Genomic DNA, 15,893 nt, shown 5'->3' on the forward strand with positions numbered 1-15,893 from the left:
TCAGGTAGAATGAAGCCAAACGCCAAAATAAAAGGTCAAGTAAGATTGATAATGATTCCTTAGAGCCTGTTTAAATATTAGAGGAATAAGATAAGGGGGAGCTATCAGGCGTAAATAAAGGTGCAAACCTAATTTAATTTACGATGGCTTATTCAACCGACCTGACAGACTCCCAATGGTATATAATCGAGCAAGTAACATTTGAGAAGCGGAAACGGCAGCACAGTATGCGTTTGATCTGCAACCTGTTGTTTTACTTACTTAAAACGGGTTGCCAGTGGCGGGAGTTGCCTGAGCGTGGGATAAAATGGCAGGTGGTTTATTATTATTTCCGTAAGTGGCAGGCTTTAGGAGTAGTGGAGCAGCTGCATGAACTGCTTTACAAGCAAAACCGGCAACGAAGTAAAAGGAACAGTTTTCCTACGGCTGCGGTACTTGACAGTCAATCGGTGAAAACAGCATTGGCAACCGATGCAGTAGGCTATGATGCGGGCAAGAAAGTGAAAGGCAGAAAGCGACATCTGCTGGTCGATACGCAAGGCTATGTGTTGGCTGTAAGAGTAAGCTCGGCAGCAGCAACAGACCGGCAAGCAGCTCAGGAAGTAATAAGAAAGGCCGATAAGCTGCAGATATATAAACTAAAGTTGGTATACGCTGATGGAGGTTACCGGGGGAAATTAATAAACCAGGTAAAGAAACAGTTTGGTATTCAGCTCAACATTGTCAAAAAGAAAGCTAAGGCAGGTTTCAAAGTGTTGCCGAGGCGGTGGGTGGTAGAAAGAGCCTTTGCCTGGCTAGCCAAATGCCGACGCCTGAGCATCGATTATGAAAGACTAACTGCCACCTCAGAAGCTTTTATCCTCCTAGCCATGTATAGGTTAATGCTAAACCATTATAAAAATTGAATATTTAAACAAACACTTAGAATTAACCAATCTTTTAGTGCGTTGCGCAATTTGCGGTAATCTGGCAGAGTATTTTTGCTTAAAGAAGCCTGATTATTATCCATATACCGCTGAATAGCTATTATAATGGTAAGGTCTTCAATTTTTAGCTTTGGTACTGGTTCTGGAACCGGGTCTTTTTTTATAACCTTGCCAAGCTTTAGCAACCGGTTAATTTCATCGATCATTAGTTGAGCCTGAGCGCGGCGGTCCTTCTCAATCTTATGTTTATTAATTCCAGAGCTTACCCGTTTGCGGTCTAGGTCATTTTTATTTTCAATCCATATAGAGAATTCTATGTACCAATCCCACGAAATATCACCTGAATAATCCACTAAAGGGGCCAATTCCTAGGGCTTGTCAGGGTTGGCAATTTCCACTTTTTTGGCTGAAAAATTTGGCAGAAAATCCTTTAAAACATAAAATCCCCTTAAACAGCGCGTTTAAGGGGATTTTACTTCGCAGAGAGGGAGGGATTCGAACCCCCGGACCTTTAACAGTCAACGGTTTTCAAGACCGCCGCAATCGACCACTCTGCCACCTCTCTGTTTGATGATACAAAAGTATGCAGCCGAATTGAATTTACAAAGCTCTTATCGAAAAAAAATTCAGAAAAGTTTCAAAAAATTTTGCTCCGGAGCGCCTAAGAAGGCTATACTACTGATTATGACGCAATTCGGAAATACTACCCTCCGGCAATTCTACCAGCACCCGAAATTCAAGTTCGCTAAGTTCAGGTTTGTTGTCGCGTAAAATACCTTTCGTAGTTTTAAAATAAAGACTCAGCCGAACTTTGCCGATGTTAGCTTCTGCGGTAAGTAACTGATCGGCGGGTTGCGTCGCATTTTCTTTCAGCAGGTTCCTGAGTATAGGACGCAAATCCAAAGAACTGGAATCCTGCTGGTTCCATTTGAATTGCAGGCGGGGTGTAATTTCATTCGGATCGGGTTGGCTGCTGATCTCCAGTCTATGGGTTCCTAAATTAAAAGCCTGCCTGTTATCTCCATTAGCATAAAACCGCAGCGAAACAAGGTAATCGAAACCACTCGTGCGTACGGGGGCATACTCCGAACCGTAAAACTTGAATTCCTTGAGTATGGGAACCGGTGGGGAATTCTCTGCCTGCGAAACAACGGTAGTAGAATCTTCCGGGAAATAATAAAGCGACCTTTCCAGTTGCAGCGCTCTTATTAGATCGTCAACCTGGGAATGCTCGTAGCGCCTATCCGGGTAATATTGCGCATAAATTGAATCGATCTTCGGATTAAACCAGGGCCGGATGGATTGCAAATCATGTTTTTCGTCAAGATATTCCAAAATGGAAGAAATTTCCCGGGCGTCCTCCAGCGTTACTTTTTTGGGTGCCGGCCTGAGTTTTCCGCCGGAAAGCATAGCATTTTTCTGAAAATAATATTTAAGCCGGTTTGTCTGGCTACGCTCGGAAACGGAAAATGCGCCCCAAGGGCCAAAGGCAGAGAAAAAAGCCAGCAGGCATAAGGTAAGCGGAATGAACTTAATATTTTTTGATCGGCTCAAAAGAAAATAAACGGCTACAATCAAAAGCCAGGCTGCCAGCAGGATTACGAAATAGCGTTCTTCCGTTATACCATAATCGGATACCCGCCGCCAGATGGCCAGTGCAAACAACAGCAGCAAAGGAAATAAGGCGCGATAAAACCACCGGGCATAAGTGCGGATCCAGGTATTGCCTTCGGTATTCCGGAGCGGATAAATTAGCAGCAGCGAAAAGATACCAACCACAGAAAAGCTCAGCACCAGACTTGAAACCCACCCCCGGGGCCAGTTCCAAAGAAAAATAATCTTCAGCAAATAACCGTACAGGATCAGCAGGTATACCGAAACCAGCGGCAGCAGCACAAACTGGGTAAACACTTTCAGGCCTTTTGGGTAGGTTATTTCAGGCTCCAGGGCCTGCAGGTTACGCGGAACGCCGGCCAGGAAAAACCAGGGATGAAAAACGCCGGCCAGGAAAAGGAACAACCACACGTAAACCTTGTCGCCGAGATTAACCTGAAACAGTTTGGTAATTGCCAGGATAGCAATACATAAGCCCAGGTACAGTACGGAAGTATAAAGCGTGGCCGTTAAAAACCGGATAAATAACTTTTCGTTGAATTGCCAGAATCCGTTTTCGGTGCGCGGGTTCAGGTAAGCGGCAACCGAAGCCAACAAATGCAGACTGAGCGAAAACAGGAATAACTGAATGTATTGCCGTTCGGCCAGCACTGCTGGTAGAAGAAAATAGTACCCAATTAAGGCAGCAAGTCCGGTCAGAAAAACTATTCCTGACTTTTTCGGATCAAGACCATACCGTTCGGTTATTATTTCTAAGTCGAAAAAAAGGATCAGGCCAAGCCAGGCAAACCAAAGCAGCTTCCACCAATATTGATGCGCTTCTCCCCCGCTGTCAGCAAGTTCGACCAACTGGTAGCAAACGGCAGTTCCGATAAGAGCCGAAAGCAAGGTAAGCGGAAAGCGGCGAAAAGTAGCTTCTGCTCCCTGGGCAGCCTGCTGCAACGAAAGATTATTCCCAAACATAAAACAACTTCTAAAAGCCGGATCAAGGTCGGGAATAATTCCGAAAGGCTATATATAATTACATAAAAAGCACCACCTATTTTTCCAGGCGCTTGGTAACCGTATCGATGCTGATGTTGATCTCAAAACCCAGGATCAGGATCATGGAAACGAAATCGAGCCAGATCATTAAACCGACCAGCGCACCGATGGAGCCATAAAGGTGGTTGTAGGTATCGAAGCTACTGATATAGAGGGAAAACAACCAGGAAACCAGAAAGATAAGAATGGTGGAAACTACCGCGCCCGCCGAAACAAAAGGCCATTTGTCCTGAATAGCCGGCACGTAGTAGTAGATCAGGCAGTCAGCCAAGAGGAAAAGCAATACCACCACTACATATTTCAGCACCTGAATAAGGCCGTAGGTAGAGGTCTCGGTTACGATGTCGTAATAAACCAGAGCATCCAGGATGTAGGTACCGAAGAAGATGGCGGCAATGGAGATAAACAGGATAAGCGCCAGCACAATGGTGAGAACCGTGGCAATGAGCCGCCTTTTTAAGTAGCTCCGCTGCCGGAAGGTGTGGTATTTTTTATCGAAGGCATCGAGCAGGGCCATAATGCCGTTACTGGAAAGCACCAGGGCAAACAAAAAACCGACGGACAATAATCCGCCGCGCGGCTGGTTCACAATATCGTTTATCGTTCCTTCGGCGGCCGTAAACATTTCGGGCGGCATGAAGTCGCGCAAAAAATCGATGATGTTCTGGTTAAAGTCCTGACCGCCGATGTAAGGAATGAGGGTGAACAAAAAGATAATGGCCGGAAAAATGGAAAGCGTAAAGTTATAGGCCATATACGAAGACCGCTTCGTTACCGAATCGAGCTTCATTTCATTGATAAGCACCACGAGCACGTCGTAAACGGAAGCCTGCCCGTTATTGAACCGCAACTTCTTCAGAAAAACGATGAACTTGCGGTACGGCTTGCTGTGCTTTATGTATTTATTGTGAAACCCCATCTGCAAAATAAGGCGCCATTATTCCCTGAATTTCTGCTGGCGTAGGCGTAGGCCGGCCGGTTTTCATGTCTACAAAAACCATAGTGGTTTCGCCAATGGTGAGTAATTCTTCGGCTTCGTTATAAACCTCGTATTCGAACTTTATGCGCGCACCGGTCGGGTTTTCCTTTAACAGCAACCTGATGGTAAGCAGATCGTCGTACTTGGCCGGACGAAGGTATTTGGTACGTTGCTCCAGTACCGGCATCATTACGCCGTCGGCTTCCATTTGCTTGTAATGAATGCCCAGTTGCCGGAAGGTTTCGGTGCGGGCCACTTCAAAATAAGCCGCATAATTGCCGTAGTACACGTAACCCATCTGGTCGGTTTCGGAATAGCGCACTCTTATCTGAACTTCGTTCTGGTACATTTTAAATGGTTAAATGGCTTAATTGTTAAATGGTTTACGTCCGGCTTTTAAGGCTTCTACCCTACCGTTTCTGGTTTTCCGCCGGAAAGCTTACCGTTTTTAAGCCCGGAAAGTTAAGGATTTTGTTTTAAAGCAGGAGAAAAGTCCCCCTTTGGAGGGGGTAGGGGGAGGACAGGAGAATTATATGATCGCTTTTGAAAATCAAATAATGTAAAGATCCTCCCCCTACCCCTCCAAAGGCAGGGCCGTTTCATTCTGGAAAAAACTGTTTGCTCTTCCGGATTTATAAATCCGGAAGTAACCTGATAGGGGTCTATTGACCCCAGTGTGCCATTTTAAAGCCTAAACACGGGGATTAATAAATCCCCGACAGGTGGTTTTCGGATAAAAATATCCGAAAAAGCATTTCTTAGACCAGCAATTTTGAGAATGAAAAGAACCTACCTCAAAAGGGAAACCTCAAAAAACTTACGCTACCTTACTTATTAATATGAACGCTTAAAGGATTAAATTATTAAATGCCTGAATTAAGCAACGACCTGCTTTATAGAAAAACGCTACGTTTTCAACCCAAAAACCCAACCATTTAACAATTCAACTATTTAACCATTTAAATTACTTCATGATCTTGGCGGCTGTTAGGGCTTTCTGGTAGCGGCGGGCATTTTCCATGTGCTCGGAAAAGGTAACGGCAAAGCTGTGGTACCCGGAAAAGTCTTCTTTGGCGCAAAAGTAAATGTAGTCGTGTTTTTCCGGGTTCAGCACCGCATCTATCGAGGTAATGGAAGGCAGGTTGATCGGCCCCGGCGGCAAACCTTTATTTTTGTAAGTGTTGTAAGGCGAATCGGTTTTCAGGTGCACATTCAGTACGCGGCGGATGGTGAAATCGCCTACTGCATAAACCACGGTTGGATCGGCTTCAAGCAGCATGCCTTTTCTAAGGCGGTTCAGGTAAGCACCGGCAATTTTCGGACGTTCGTCGGGGTGCTGGTTTTGCTCGGCTTCTACAATGGATGCCAATACTGAAACTTCGGTTTTGGTTAAACCCAGTTTCTGGGCTTTGGCAAGCCGCTCTTTGGTCCAGAAACGGTCATACTCCTTTTTCATCCGTTCCATGAGCTGTTCCGGCGTGGTATTCCAGTACAGTTCATAGGTGTTCGGAATGAACATCGTCATGATGGTGGTTGGGGTAAAGCCGAATTTTTTCAGGTATTCCGTATCGTTGAACATTTCCCGAAATTCGTCTTCGTCGGCATCCAGGTTCTGGGCCAGCTTGGCGGCCAGGTCGTCTTTCAGGCGTACGTTATTGAAGGTAAGGCGCAAAGGGGTTTGCCGGCCGGAACGCAAAATTCCGATCAGTTCGTAGTTCGTAGCTTGGTTAGGAATTTCGTACATACCCGGTTTTACCAGTTCCGGGTAATTCATGAGCTTGGCCATAAACCGGAAAGCCAGCTTATCTATAATAACTTTTTTAGCTTCAATAGAATCCATTACCGCCTCGTATCCCTGCCCGTTCCGGATGCGTATGTAGGTCGTTTGGCCCTTGGTGTCTACGTTGGCGGTGTACATAAGCTGGTAGGCATAATACGAAAAGCTCACGAAAAGAAAAAGCAGCAATACGAGCAGATAAGTAACTTTTGTATTCCGCGGTTTAGATTTTGTTTTGGATGCCATAGGAAATTAATTAACAAACCATTAACTTTAGCAGGTTTGGCTCACTGCCAAAATTTAAGTAGTTTTGAACCACAAAATTAACACTTATTTCAGTCGGATTATTCAACTTAACTATTAAATATGAAACATTCTTACTTAAAGAAGCTGGGATTATTGGCTTTGGTGGTAGGTGGCAGCCTGGTTGCCTCAACTGAAGCTTTTGCCCAAACGCGCATTGCTCAATATTCTTTCCCGAATTCTACTGGTTCGGAAGACTCTATTGCAGTGGATGCGCAACCGGCAAATGCAACTTTCCGGCATATGAAAAGAGGAACTGGTGTAACGCCAAGCGGTTCAGCAGGAACTATTTCCGCTTCCGCCTGGAGCACCGGAGCCCTGGACCTGGATGATTATTTTACTTTCAGCGTAAAACCGGCTGCTGGTTACCAGATCACCATCGACAGTATTAAACTCGACGAAAGACGTTCCGGAACCGGTATCCGGGATTGGGCAGTTCGCTCCAGCGTTGACAATTTTACAACGAACATCGCTACTTTTAATGTTCCTGACGATACCAACACCCGGAAAAACAATAAAATAACGCTGGGTTCTGCATTCGACAATCTTACTACGGGCGTTTCTTTCCGTTTTTATGGCTACACCGCTGAAGCCGCTGGTGGTACCTGGCGCCTTGATAGTGTAGAAGTTTATGGTTCTATTCAATCTGCCGGCCCTGCTGCTGCTACGCTTAATTTTGCTTCGGCAACTTCTTCAGTAGCAGAAAACGTAACTGGCGGAACCCTGAACATTCCGGTAACCATTACCAATCCAAGCGCTACCACGGCTACCACCGTTACAGTTGCCGTTGCTACTTCTGGTGGTACTGCTACTTCCGGTACCGATTACATCCTTACAACCGGTACCTTAACGTTCCCGGCCGGCAGTAGCACCAACCAGGAGGCAGTATTAACCATTACCGATGACATTCTGGTGGAAGGCAACGAGACCATCAACCTGATCCTGACAGGCGCTTCTACGGGAGCAGCCATTGGTGCAAACAGCACCCATACCGTTACCATTACCGATAACGAAATTGCTCCGGAAATTTCCTTTGGCACACCAGTTACTGCTACCGTTGCAGAAAACGTAACCGGTGGCACGCTAAACATCCCGGTAACCATTTCAGCGGCATCTACTTCTCCGGTTACGGTGGAAGTTGCCCTGGCAAACCCATCTGGAACGGCAACCGCCACTTCCGATTATGTGTTTGCCCCGCAGATCCTGACCTTTACTCCAGCTGGCGCGCTTACCCAGAATGCCGTTCTTACCATTGTAAACGACAGACTGATCGAAGCAAATGAAACCGTTATTCTGACGCTGAGAAACGCCACCGGCGGTAACATTGGCACTGCCAGCACTTATACCGTAACAATTGTAAGCGAAGATGCTATTCCGCTTTACACGGTTGCCCAGGTTACCACCAACCACCCTACCACTTTTGTGGCCGATTCTTTAAACAAGATCGTAAGCTTAAGAGGAACCCTTTACGGCGTAAACCAGCGTTCTGCTGGTCTGCAGCTTACTTTAATTGACAATACCGGCGGAATTGGCCTGTACAAGAACGCTATCACCCTGCCGGCGCAAGGCTGGCCTACTGTTATGCCGGTTGAAGGCGACAGCGTTCAGGTTTGGGGAAAAGTTGCCCAGTTCAATGGTCTGACACAAATAGAACTCGATTCTGTTCATACATTAGGCACACAACCGCTGCGTACCCCGAGAATTGTTACCGGCCCGTTAACCGAAGCTGAAGAATCTGAATTCATCCGTTTAGCCAACCCGGTTACCTTGGTTACACCATCGCAGTGGCCAACTACCGGTACTGCTGCCGTAGATGTTGACGTAACGGATGGCACCAACACTTACAGATTACGCATTGTACCTAGCTCAGGTCTGGTTGGCACACCTGCACCTTCCGGTCCGTTTACCGTAACCGGTATTGGTGGCCAGTTCGATAATGCAGACCCACGTGATACCGGTTATCAGTTGCTGCCACGCCGCACTTCTGATATCCAGGTTGTATTAGGCGTTTCTGAAGATCTGAGCAGCGCTGTTTCTATTTATCCGAACCCGGCTTCCGGCATTCTGAACCTGAACTTAAGCGCTTTAGCAGGTAAAAAAGCTACCATTACGGTAGTGAATACCTTAGGCCAGGTGGTTGCCACGGTACCGGCTAACGCTACTCAAATCAACGTTTCTAAGTTCCCGGCCGGCATTTACACCATTCAGGTGGTAACCCCGGAAGCAAAAGCAGTAAAACGTTTCGTAAAAATTAACTAATCCAATCCAAAACCTATTTAAAAGGCTTCAGTATTAACTGAAGCCTTTTTTATTAATTTGCCTACCGTTTCCCTCGAACTATGAGTAACGCTTTATTTCTGAAAATCCACCCCGATAACCCGCCGCAGCAAAGAATTCTGCAGGTAGTGGATGTGCTCCGGCAGGGTGGCATTGTTATTTACCCGACCGATACTATTTACGGTATGGGTTGCGATCTGCATAATGCCCGGGCCATTGAAAGGCTTTGCCAGATAAAAGGAATTAAACCCGACAAGGCGAACCTTTCCTTTATCTGCTCCGACCTCACCCACATTTCCGATTATGCCCGGGGTATTTCCACCCAAACGTATAAAGTAATGAAAAAGGCGCTGCCTGGTCCGTTTACCTTTGTACTGGAGGCAAGCACCAAAGTGCCTAAATTTGGCGGCGCCAAAAAGAAAACCGTGGGAATCCGGGTGCCGGAAAACGAGATCTGCCTTTCGCTGGTGCGGGAACTTGGCAACCCGATCATCTCCACCTCCATCCGCGATGAAGACGAGATCATAGAATATTCCACCGACCCGGAGCTGATCTACGAAAAATACCGCAACCTGGTAGATGTGGTAATTGACGGCGGTTACGGAAATAATATTGCTTCCACGGTAGTAAACTGCGTAGACGATGCTTTCGAGGTTTTACGCGAAGGCGCCGGCGACCTGGACGAATATTTGTAAGTTATCTGGCTTACTAACCTTAAAAGCGGAACGCTATCCTTTTTTCGGTAAAAGGGATAGCGTTCCGCTTTTTTAATAACTTTTAATAACTACTAATACTCAGCAAAGTTGTCTGAACACGATTTTTAGGATTAAAAAGATAGACAGGATTTTTATCCCCCAAAAATCACTTCAGGTTCAGCTACTTGTGTAAGTTAATTACTCCCATTTCGCTCCTCTTTTCAGTAATTCGCTCAACTTTTCAGCAATCTTTTATCAGGAAATCCTGTCTATCCTTTCAATCCTGAAAATCGTGTTCAGACAATTACAGCCAATCCCTGAACGAAGCGTCGCTTAACCTCGCCCCTTCTTCATGCCGATTACAGAAGCAGTCTTCTGAACCTGGTCGGGCTTTTTATGTTTCCAGCGGCGGTGCGACCAAAGGTAATCGGCCGGGTTTTCGCGGATCCAGCGTTCCAGGATTTGGGCGTAGCGTTCCGTAATCTCGAATTCCGTCACCGTTGATTTGCCGTCGTAAATGGCTTCGAAGCCGTATTCGTAATGCCCTCTTTTTATGCGTTTTGCCCCCACAAAAATAACCGGGTAATGGAAGGAAGTAGCCAGTTTGTCGGCGCCTACATAAAAACCGGTATCCTGGTTCAGGAAAGTGGTCCAGTACTGGATCTCACTTTTAGGCGGGGTCTGGTCGGAAAGCAGGCTGATGAGGCGGGGAATTTTCTGGCGCCGGATAAAATCGCGCAAGGTATCTTTCATCGGGAACAGATGCGCTCCCAGGCGGGTACGGGTGTGCTGCATGAACCTTTCGAAAAAATTGCTCGACAAAGGCTTGTACACGCCATCGGCCGGAAACGGGAAATGCACGGCCGCGCCCGATAAAGCCCACTCCCAGTTTGCCAGGTGCGAGCCCAGCACAATTACCGGCGAACCGGCTTCCAGATGCTTAAAGGCAACTTCCGGATCCGGAAAGCGGGTTCTTTTCTTTAACGTTTCGGCATCTATGGTAGCCAGCTTTAACGTTTCTACTATTACATCGCAAAGGTTCCGGTAAAAAGCCGGCAACAAAGCGTTTATTTCAGCAGTTGTTTTTTCCGGAAACGAGCGTTCCAGATTCTGCCGCACCACTTTTTTCCGGTACCCGAAAACCCGGTAAAGCAGCAGGAAAAGAAAATCGGAGAATAGGTACAGTACCGGAAAAGGCAAGCGCGAAAACCCCGTTAAAAGCCACCAGAAAGGGTAATAGCGTTTTTCGAGGGGTTTGTGCATCATCATTCGGTAATTTAAATGGTAGGTAGCAATACTAAATAACCGTATAATCTGAAAAGAAATACAACTATATAATCTGCTTTATTATAAGGTCTTATAAAAATTCAGTCCTGATACCAGTATCCAGATACCAAAATCTTTAATTCTTATTGCGGCTCGGTAGTTTCGTTGCCTTCCCGGTCGAAGGTGCGGTTATTGCGCCGGTTCCGGTCTTTTACCCCCTGGAACTTCTGGCTGCTCCTGCGGCGCCATTCGTTATCGGTAATTTCGCCTTTGGCCGTGGAATGCACCAGGGCATAATTGCTGTTCCCCAGGTTCTCCTGCAAAAACACAAAGATCCGGTTGCTTTGGTTTTCGAGCTGGTAGTAATGCCAGATCTGGTAAGGCTTGGAATCGAAGTTGTTTACCGGGCGGTTAATATCGTCGCGTTCGTTGCTGATCTTGTTCGGCTGACCATATTGCAGGTAAACCCGGCCCCGATCGGTTTCATATCCGTGGAAGGTCAGGTTCCGGAAGTTTTTTTCTACGTATTCGATGCGCTGCTTGTAATCGAGCCAGGCCTGCACCGGGCTGGCGGCCGAACGGCGCTGCCAGAACGTGTACAGGTAATTCTGCTTCTGCAATACGGTTCCTTTTTTAGTTAACGATTCAATGGTACTTCCTTCGGCCGAATTCGATAAAGGACGCAAAGACATCAAATAAAGATCCAGTTTGGTTGAATCCAGGTCCGTAGAAAAAGCCGGCGGCAAGTTTGATCCGGGAGTGGCAGCGGCTACCGTTCCGTCCGGATTAACTTCTGCCGGGTTGCTCCGCTGAATAAAGCGGCGCTGGGAGGCAATGGTTTTGTTTTCGGCGTTTCGCACTTCAATAAACAGCTCGTAGTTGCCGGAAGCTACCGTACTGATGTCTACATCCTGCATAAACACGTTTACCGACGCGGTTTTCTGAACTTTCTGTCCGCCAACGGTCAGCTTGGCCATATTGTCGCGGGTAGGCACCAGGCGGTAAAAAACTACCACCGATTTATCTTTACCCACTACGGCTTCGGTATTGTAAATTTCCAGGTAGAATTTCAGCCGGTCGAAACCTTTCGGGTAAAAACTGGAAACGTAACTCACCAGCTTCATGCCGCTTTTGGTGTAGTCATTTTTCTCGGCAGACTTTTCGTAGCTTTCCAGCAGCTGGATATCACTGATCTCTACTTTGCTTTTATCGAAGTTTACCTGCAATGGCACCTCAATATCGCTGGCCGGTTTGGCAGAATTTACGTCTTTGGCCTTCCCGGCGAACGTAAAGTTTCCGTTCTTCACGAAATAGCGTTTCTGGAGGTTAAAAGGCACCATCAAACCAGCGGTATCTGCTACCAGCGGCGATTTTAAATTAAGCTTATCGAAATATTTTACTCCGGTAGAATCGGAGATCTGAAGCTCCAGGGCCACCACTGCCTGGTAACCGCCGGGTACTTTTTTATATACTACCGAATTCCCGTTTACCGAGCAGTAAAGCTCTACCATGTTCTGGGTTTCAGAGGCCTTGAACCGTACCAGATCGAAGGTGGCATCGAGCTGCTGAGCAACGGCTGAAGTAAAAAGGGTAGCAAAAAGAGCTAAAAAAGTAAAACGTTTAAAGAACATACGCCTGCAATAAATAACTTAAAGTTACGTAAAATAAGTAATATCGCAATCCGGAAGTTCCCCGACCCGCTTATGATTTTACTATCCGAATTGCATTACCACCCCAGCATCCAGTTTTTTCAGCAAGCCTTTAAAGCCGACGAAGTTTTAATTGAAGCGCGCGAAAACTATATTAAACAAAGTTACCGCAACCGCTGCCACATTTTAACCTCGCAGGGGCCTCTGGCTTTAACCGTTCCGGTAAAAGGCGGCAACAGCAAAACGCTTATTACCGAACTGGAAATAGATTACGAACAAAAGTGGGTAAACATGCACTGGCGCACCATCCGGTCGGCCTACGGAAATGCGCCTTATTTCGAGTTCTACGCCGATTATTTCGAAGCCATTTACAACCGCAGGCCCCAATTTTTGTTCGAGTTGAACTTGGAATTTTTAAAGCTATATATTAAATTTTTGAAATTTTCAAAACCCCTGCGTTTTACTAACCGTTATGATGAAAAATACGGGTCAGAGGTGCTGGATCTCCGGTCAACGATCCATCCGAAGAAGAAAACTGACAGCCTGGCAATAAAACCGTACAATCAGGTATTTGGCAAACAATTTGTACCGGACCTGAGTATACTCGACCTGCTGTTCAACCAGGGCCCGGAAGCGGTACACTACTTGTAGAAGCCTCTGATTTCCAGACTTGAACAATAAAAGCCGAAAGGGTGTTAATACTAACAGGCGAAAACCGGAACCAGGGTTAACGCTACTTAAAAACCAGATTACTTTACTAAATACAATACATGGAAGCTAAATTCTCAAACCGAGTGAAGGAAGTGATCTCCCTCAGCCGCGAAGAAGCGATCCGGCTGGGTCATGATTACATCGGCACCGAACACCTGCTCCTGGGCATGATCCGCGAAGGGGAAGGTACGGCCATTGCTTTGCTCAAAAAACTCGGCGTTTCCATCGAAGAATTAAAATATTCCATCGAACAGGCAACCCGCAATACCGCTTCGCCGAATACTAACATTACCGGGAGTATTCCGCTAACCAAGCAAACCGAAAAAGTACTGAAAATAACGTACCTGGAGGCCAAGATCTTCAAAAGCGATATTATCGGGACCGAACATTTGCTCCTTTCAATCCTCCGGGATGAAGACAATATTTCATCACAAACTCTAGCCAAATTCAACGTGAACTACGAAGCTATCAGAGATTCCTTAGACTATCAGCAGAACAACCCGATTGCTTCTTCTGATACGGACGACAACGACGACGACAAGTTATTCGGCAGCAGCAGCTCTTCCCGTTCGGGCAGCGCCGCTTCTAAAAAGCCGGGCGAAAAATCCAGAACTCCGGTTCTCGATAATTTCGGCCGCGACTTAACCAAACTGGCCGAAGAAGACAAACTGGACCCGATCGTTGGCCGTGAAAAAGAAATTGAGCGGGTGGCCCAGGTACTGAGCCGTCGTAAGAAAAATAACCCGATCCTGATCGGTGAACCGGGCGTTGGTAAAACCGCCATTGCCGAAGGTCTGGCCTTAAGAATCATTCAGAAGAAAGTTTCGCGCGTGCTGTTCAACAAACGCGTAGTTACGCTGGACCTTGCTTCTCTGGTAGCCGGTACCAAATACCGTGGTCAGTTCGAAGAGCGGATGAAAGCCGTAATGAACGAGCTGGAAAAATCGCCGGACGTAATTCTGTTCATCGATGAGCTTCATACCATTGTAGGTGCCGGTGGCGCTTCCGGTTCTTTGGATGCTTCCAACATGTTCAAACCGGCTTTGGCCCGTGGCGAAATTCAATGCATTGGTGCTACCACTTTGGACGAATACCGTCAGTACATCGAGAAAGATGGTGCGTTGGCCCGTCGTTTCCAGATCGTAATGGTAGACCCGACTACGCCGGAAGAAACCATCGAGATCCTGCACAACATTAAAGATAAATACCAGGATCACCACCACGTAACCTACACCGACAAGGCGATCGAGGCTTGCGTGAAGCTGTCTGACCGTTACATGAGCGACCGTTTCTTACCGGATAAAGCAATCGATATTCTGGATGAGGCTGGTGCCCGCGTACACATCAACAACATTGTGGTGCCGGACGATATCCTGAAACTGGAAGAATCTATCGAGAACATTAAGGTAGAGAAAAACCAGGTGGTGAAATCTCAGAAATACGAAGAAGCTGCCCAGTTGCGCGATAAAGAGAAAAAACTGATCGACCAGCTGGATAAAGCCAAAGCGAACTGGGAAGAAGAAACCAAGAAAAAACGCTATTCCGTGAAGGAAGAAAACGTGGCCGAAGTAATTGCCATGATGACGGGAATTCCGGTACGCCGCGTGGCCCAGAACGAAAGCCAGAAGCTGCTCAACATGGGCGAAGAGCTGAAAGGCAAAGTGATCGGTCAGGATCGTGCCATTTCGCAATTGGTAAAAGCCATTCAGCGTACCCGCGTTGGTCTGAAAGATCCAAAAAAACCAATTGGTTCGTTCGTATTCTTAGGCCCTACCGGGGTTGGTAAAACCGAGTTAGCCAAAGTGCTTGCCACGTATCTGTTCGACAAAGAAGATTCTCTGGTTCGGATCGATATGAGTGAGTACATGGAGAAATTCAGCGTAAGCCGCTTGGTGGGAGCGCCTCCGGGCTACGTGGGTTACGAAGAAGGTGGTCAGCTTACCGAGAAGATCCGCCGCAAGCCGTATTCTGTGGTATTGCTGGATGAGATCGAGAAAGCGCACCCGGATGTTTACAACCTGCTGTTGCAAGTGCTGGACGATGGTATCCTGACCGACGGTTTAGGCCGCAAGGTTGACTTCCGGAACACCATCATCATCATGACATCCAACATTGGCGCCCGCGACCTGCAGGACTTTGGAGCCGGTATCGGTTTCGCAAGCAAAGCCAAACAGGACAACATGGATGAGATCATGAAGTCTACCATTCAGAATTCCCTGAAGAAAACCTTCTCGCCGGAATTCCTGAACCGTCTGGACGACGTGATCGTGTTCAACTCGCTGGCCAAAGAAGATATCTTCAAGATCATCGATATTTCGCTCAGCAAGCTGTACAAACGCATCGAAACTCTGGGTTACCACATTGAGCTTACCGATAAAGCAAAAGACTTTGTGGCCGAAAAAGGATACGATCCGAAATACGGCGCCCGTCCGCTGAACCGCGCGATCCAGAAGTACATCGAAGATCCGATTGCCGAAGAGATCCTGAAAGCGGAAATGGCGCAAGGCGACATTATTGTAGCCGACTACGAAGAAGGAAAAGAACAACTGACCTTCTCTTCGAAAAAATCGGACAAGCCTGCTCCAAAGAGCGCCTCAGACGAACTGCCGGAAACAACCGGAACAGATCCGAAGGCTTCGGAATAATCTGAGT

The 15,893-nt window shown here is 46.9% G+C and carries 12 protein-coding genes and 1 tRNA gene; 5 read left to right on the forward strand and 8 right to left on the reverse strand.

The window, feature by feature from the left end; translation table 11 throughout:
- Positions 1 to 143: 143 nt before the first annotated feature.
- Entirely contained in the window at positions 144 to 905 is a 762-nt protein-coding gene (locus tag F0P94_RS15420) for an IS5 family transposase (protein WP_150904810.1), read from the forward strand.
- On the opposite strand, the gene F0P94_RS15425 is transcribed toward F0P94_RS15420, so the two are convergent.
- The 6 genes from F0P94_RS15425 to mltG all read right to left on the reverse strand — a co-directional run bounded on the left by F0P94_RS15425 (position 893) and on the right by mltG (position 6,586).
- On the reverse strand, positions 893 to 1,291 hold the full coding sequence (locus F0P94_RS15425; RefSeq protein WP_150904811.1) for a hypothetical protein: 399 nt from the start codon (positions 1,289 to 1,291) through the stop codon (positions 893 to 895). The two genes, F0P94_RS15420 and F0P94_RS15425, sit on opposite strands and share 13 nt — an antisense overlap.
- 115 nt (positions 1,292 to 1,406) lie before the next feature.
- A tRNA-Ser gene (locus F0P94_RS15430) sits at positions 1,407 to 1,491 on the reverse strand.
- A gap of 110 nt (positions 1,492 to 1,601) precedes the next feature.
- On the reverse strand, positions 1,602 to 3,503 hold the full coding sequence (locus F0P94_RS15435) for a DUF4153 domain-containing protein (RefSeq protein ID WP_150904812.1): 1,902 nt from the start codon (positions 3,501 to 3,503) through the stop codon (positions 1,602 to 1,604).
- A gap of 76 nt (positions 3,504 to 3,579) precedes the next feature.
- The gene (locus tag F0P94_RS15440) at positions 3,580 to 4,503 is read right to left on the reverse strand and encodes a YihY/virulence factor BrkB family protein (RefSeq protein ID WP_150904813.1); all 924 of its coding nucleotides are present in this window, start codon (positions 4,501 to 4,503) and stop codon (positions 3,580 to 3,582) included.
- A complete protein-coding gene (locus tag F0P94_RS15445) occupies positions 4,487 to 4,912 on the reverse strand; it encodes an acyl-CoA thioesterase (protein ID WP_150904814.1) in 426 nt (141 codons plus the stop codon). Before F0P94_RS15445 ends, F0P94_RS15440 begins: the two co-directional genes overlap by 17 nt.
- A gap of 615 nt (positions 4,913 to 5,527) precedes the next feature.
- Positions 5,528 to 6,586, reverse strand: a complete 1,059-nt coding sequence (gene mltG, locus F0P94_RS15450; RefSeq protein ID WP_150904815.1) for an endolytic transglycosylase MltG — start codon at positions 6,584 to 6,586, stop codon at positions 5,528 to 5,530.
- A gap of 120 nt (positions 6,587 to 6,706) precedes the next feature.
- Here mltG and F0P94_RS15455 point away from each other — a divergent pair, with 120 nt between their 5' ends.
- Both F0P94_RS15455 and F0P94_RS15460 read left to right on the forward strand, forming a co-directional pair.
- Positions 6,707 to 8,902: a Calx-beta domain-containing protein gene (locus tag F0P94_RS15455; RefSeq protein WP_150904816.1), complete on the forward strand. Its 2,196-nt coding sequence runs from the start codon at positions 6,707 to 6,709 to the stop codon at positions 8,900 to 8,902.
- Between the two features lie 80 nt (positions 8,903 to 8,982).
- Positions 8,983 to 9,615, forward strand: a complete 633-nt coding sequence (locus tag F0P94_RS15460) for an L-threonylcarbamoyladenylate synthase (RefSeq protein ID WP_150904817.1) — start codon at positions 8,983 to 8,985, stop codon at positions 9,613 to 9,615.
- 333 nt (positions 9,616 to 9,948) lie between these two features.
- Here F0P94_RS15460 and F0P94_RS15465 read toward each other — a convergent pair whose 3' ends face one another.
- Both F0P94_RS15465 and F0P94_RS15470 read right to left on the reverse strand, forming a co-directional pair.
- Positions 9,949 to 10,884 carry a lysophospholipid acyltransferase family protein gene (locus tag F0P94_RS15465; RefSeq protein ID WP_150904818.1) on the reverse strand — a complete coding sequence of 312 codons (936 nt, stop codon included), beginning with the start codon at positions 10,882 to 10,884 and terminating at the stop codon, positions 9,949 to 9,951.
- Positions 10,885 to 11,024: 140 nt separating this feature from the next.
- Complete coding sequence (locus tag F0P94_RS15470; protein ID WP_150904819.1) at positions 11,025 to 12,512, reverse strand: GWxTD domain-containing protein; 1,488 nt, start codon at positions 12,510 to 12,512, stop codon at positions 11,025 to 11,027.
- A 72-nt stretch (positions 12,513 to 12,584) separates the two neighbouring features.
- Between F0P94_RS15470 and F0P94_RS15475 the strand changes: the two genes are divergently transcribed.
- Together F0P94_RS15475 and F0P94_RS15480 are read left to right on the forward strand one after the other, a co-directional pair.
- A complete protein-coding gene (locus F0P94_RS15475; RefSeq protein ID WP_150904820.1) occupies positions 12,585 to 13,181 on the forward strand; it encodes a WbqC family protein in 597 nt (198 codons plus the stop codon).
- 119 nt (positions 13,182 to 13,300) lie between these two features.
- Positions 13,301 to 15,886, forward strand: coding sequence for an ATP-dependent Clp protease ATP-binding subunit (locus F0P94_RS15480; RefSeq protein ID WP_150904821.1), 2,586 nt, complete (start codon positions 13,301 to 13,303; stop codon positions 15,884 to 15,886).
- The last annotated feature ends 7 nt before the right edge of the window (positions 15,887 to 15,893 follow it).

The sequence above is a fragment of the Adhaeribacter soli genome, assembly GCF_008727925.1.
Classification (GTDB): Bacteria; Bacteroidota; Bacteroidia; order Cytophagales; family Hymenobacteraceae; genus Adhaeribacter_A; species Adhaeribacter_A soli.

Bases quoted from the DNA above. Each gene is read 5' to 3' on its own strand.
- F0P94_RS15435 (WP_150904812.1), bottom strand. From the start codon at position 3,503: ATGTTTGGGAATAATCTTTCGTTGCAGCAGGCTGCCCAGGGAGCAGAA.
- F0P94_RS15475 (WP_150904820.1), top strand. From the start codon at position 12,585: ATGATTTTACTATCCGAATTGCATTACCACCCCAGCATCCAGTTTTTT.
- F0P94_RS15445 (WP_150904814.1), bottom strand. From the start codon at position 4,912: ATGTACCAGAACGAAGTTCAGATAAGAGTGCGCTATTCCGAAACCGAC.
- F0P94_RS15465 (WP_150904818.1), bottom strand. From the start codon at position 10,884: ATGATGATGCACAAACCCCTCGAAAAACGCTATTACCCTTTCTGGTGG.
- F0P94_RS15460 (WP_150904817.1), top strand. From the start codon at position 8,983: ATGAGTAACGCTTTATTTCTGAAAATCCACCCCGATAACCCGCCGCAG.
- F0P94_RS15455 (WP_150904816.1), top strand. From the start codon at position 6,707: ATGAAACATTCTTACTTAAAGAAGCTGGGATTATTGGCTTTGGTGGTA.
- F0P94_RS15480 (WP_150904821.1), top strand. From the start codon at position 13,301: ATGGAAGCTAAATTCTCAAACCGAGTGAAGGAAGTGATCTCCCTCAGC.
- F0P94_RS15440 (WP_150904813.1), bottom strand. From the start codon at position 4,503: ATGGGGTTTCACAATAAATACATAAAGCACAGCAAGCCGTACCGCAAG.
- mltG (WP_150904815.1), bottom strand. From the start codon at position 6,586: ATGGCATCCAAAACAAAATCTAAACCGCGGAATACAAAAGTTACTTAT.
- F0P94_RS15420 (WP_150904810.1), top strand. From the start codon at position 144: ATGGCTTATTCAACCGACCTGACAGACTCCCAATGGTATATAATCGAG.
- F0P94_RS15470 (WP_150904819.1), bottom strand. From the start codon at position 12,512: ATGTTCTTTAAACGTTTTACTTTTTTAGCTCTTTTTGCTACCCTTTTT.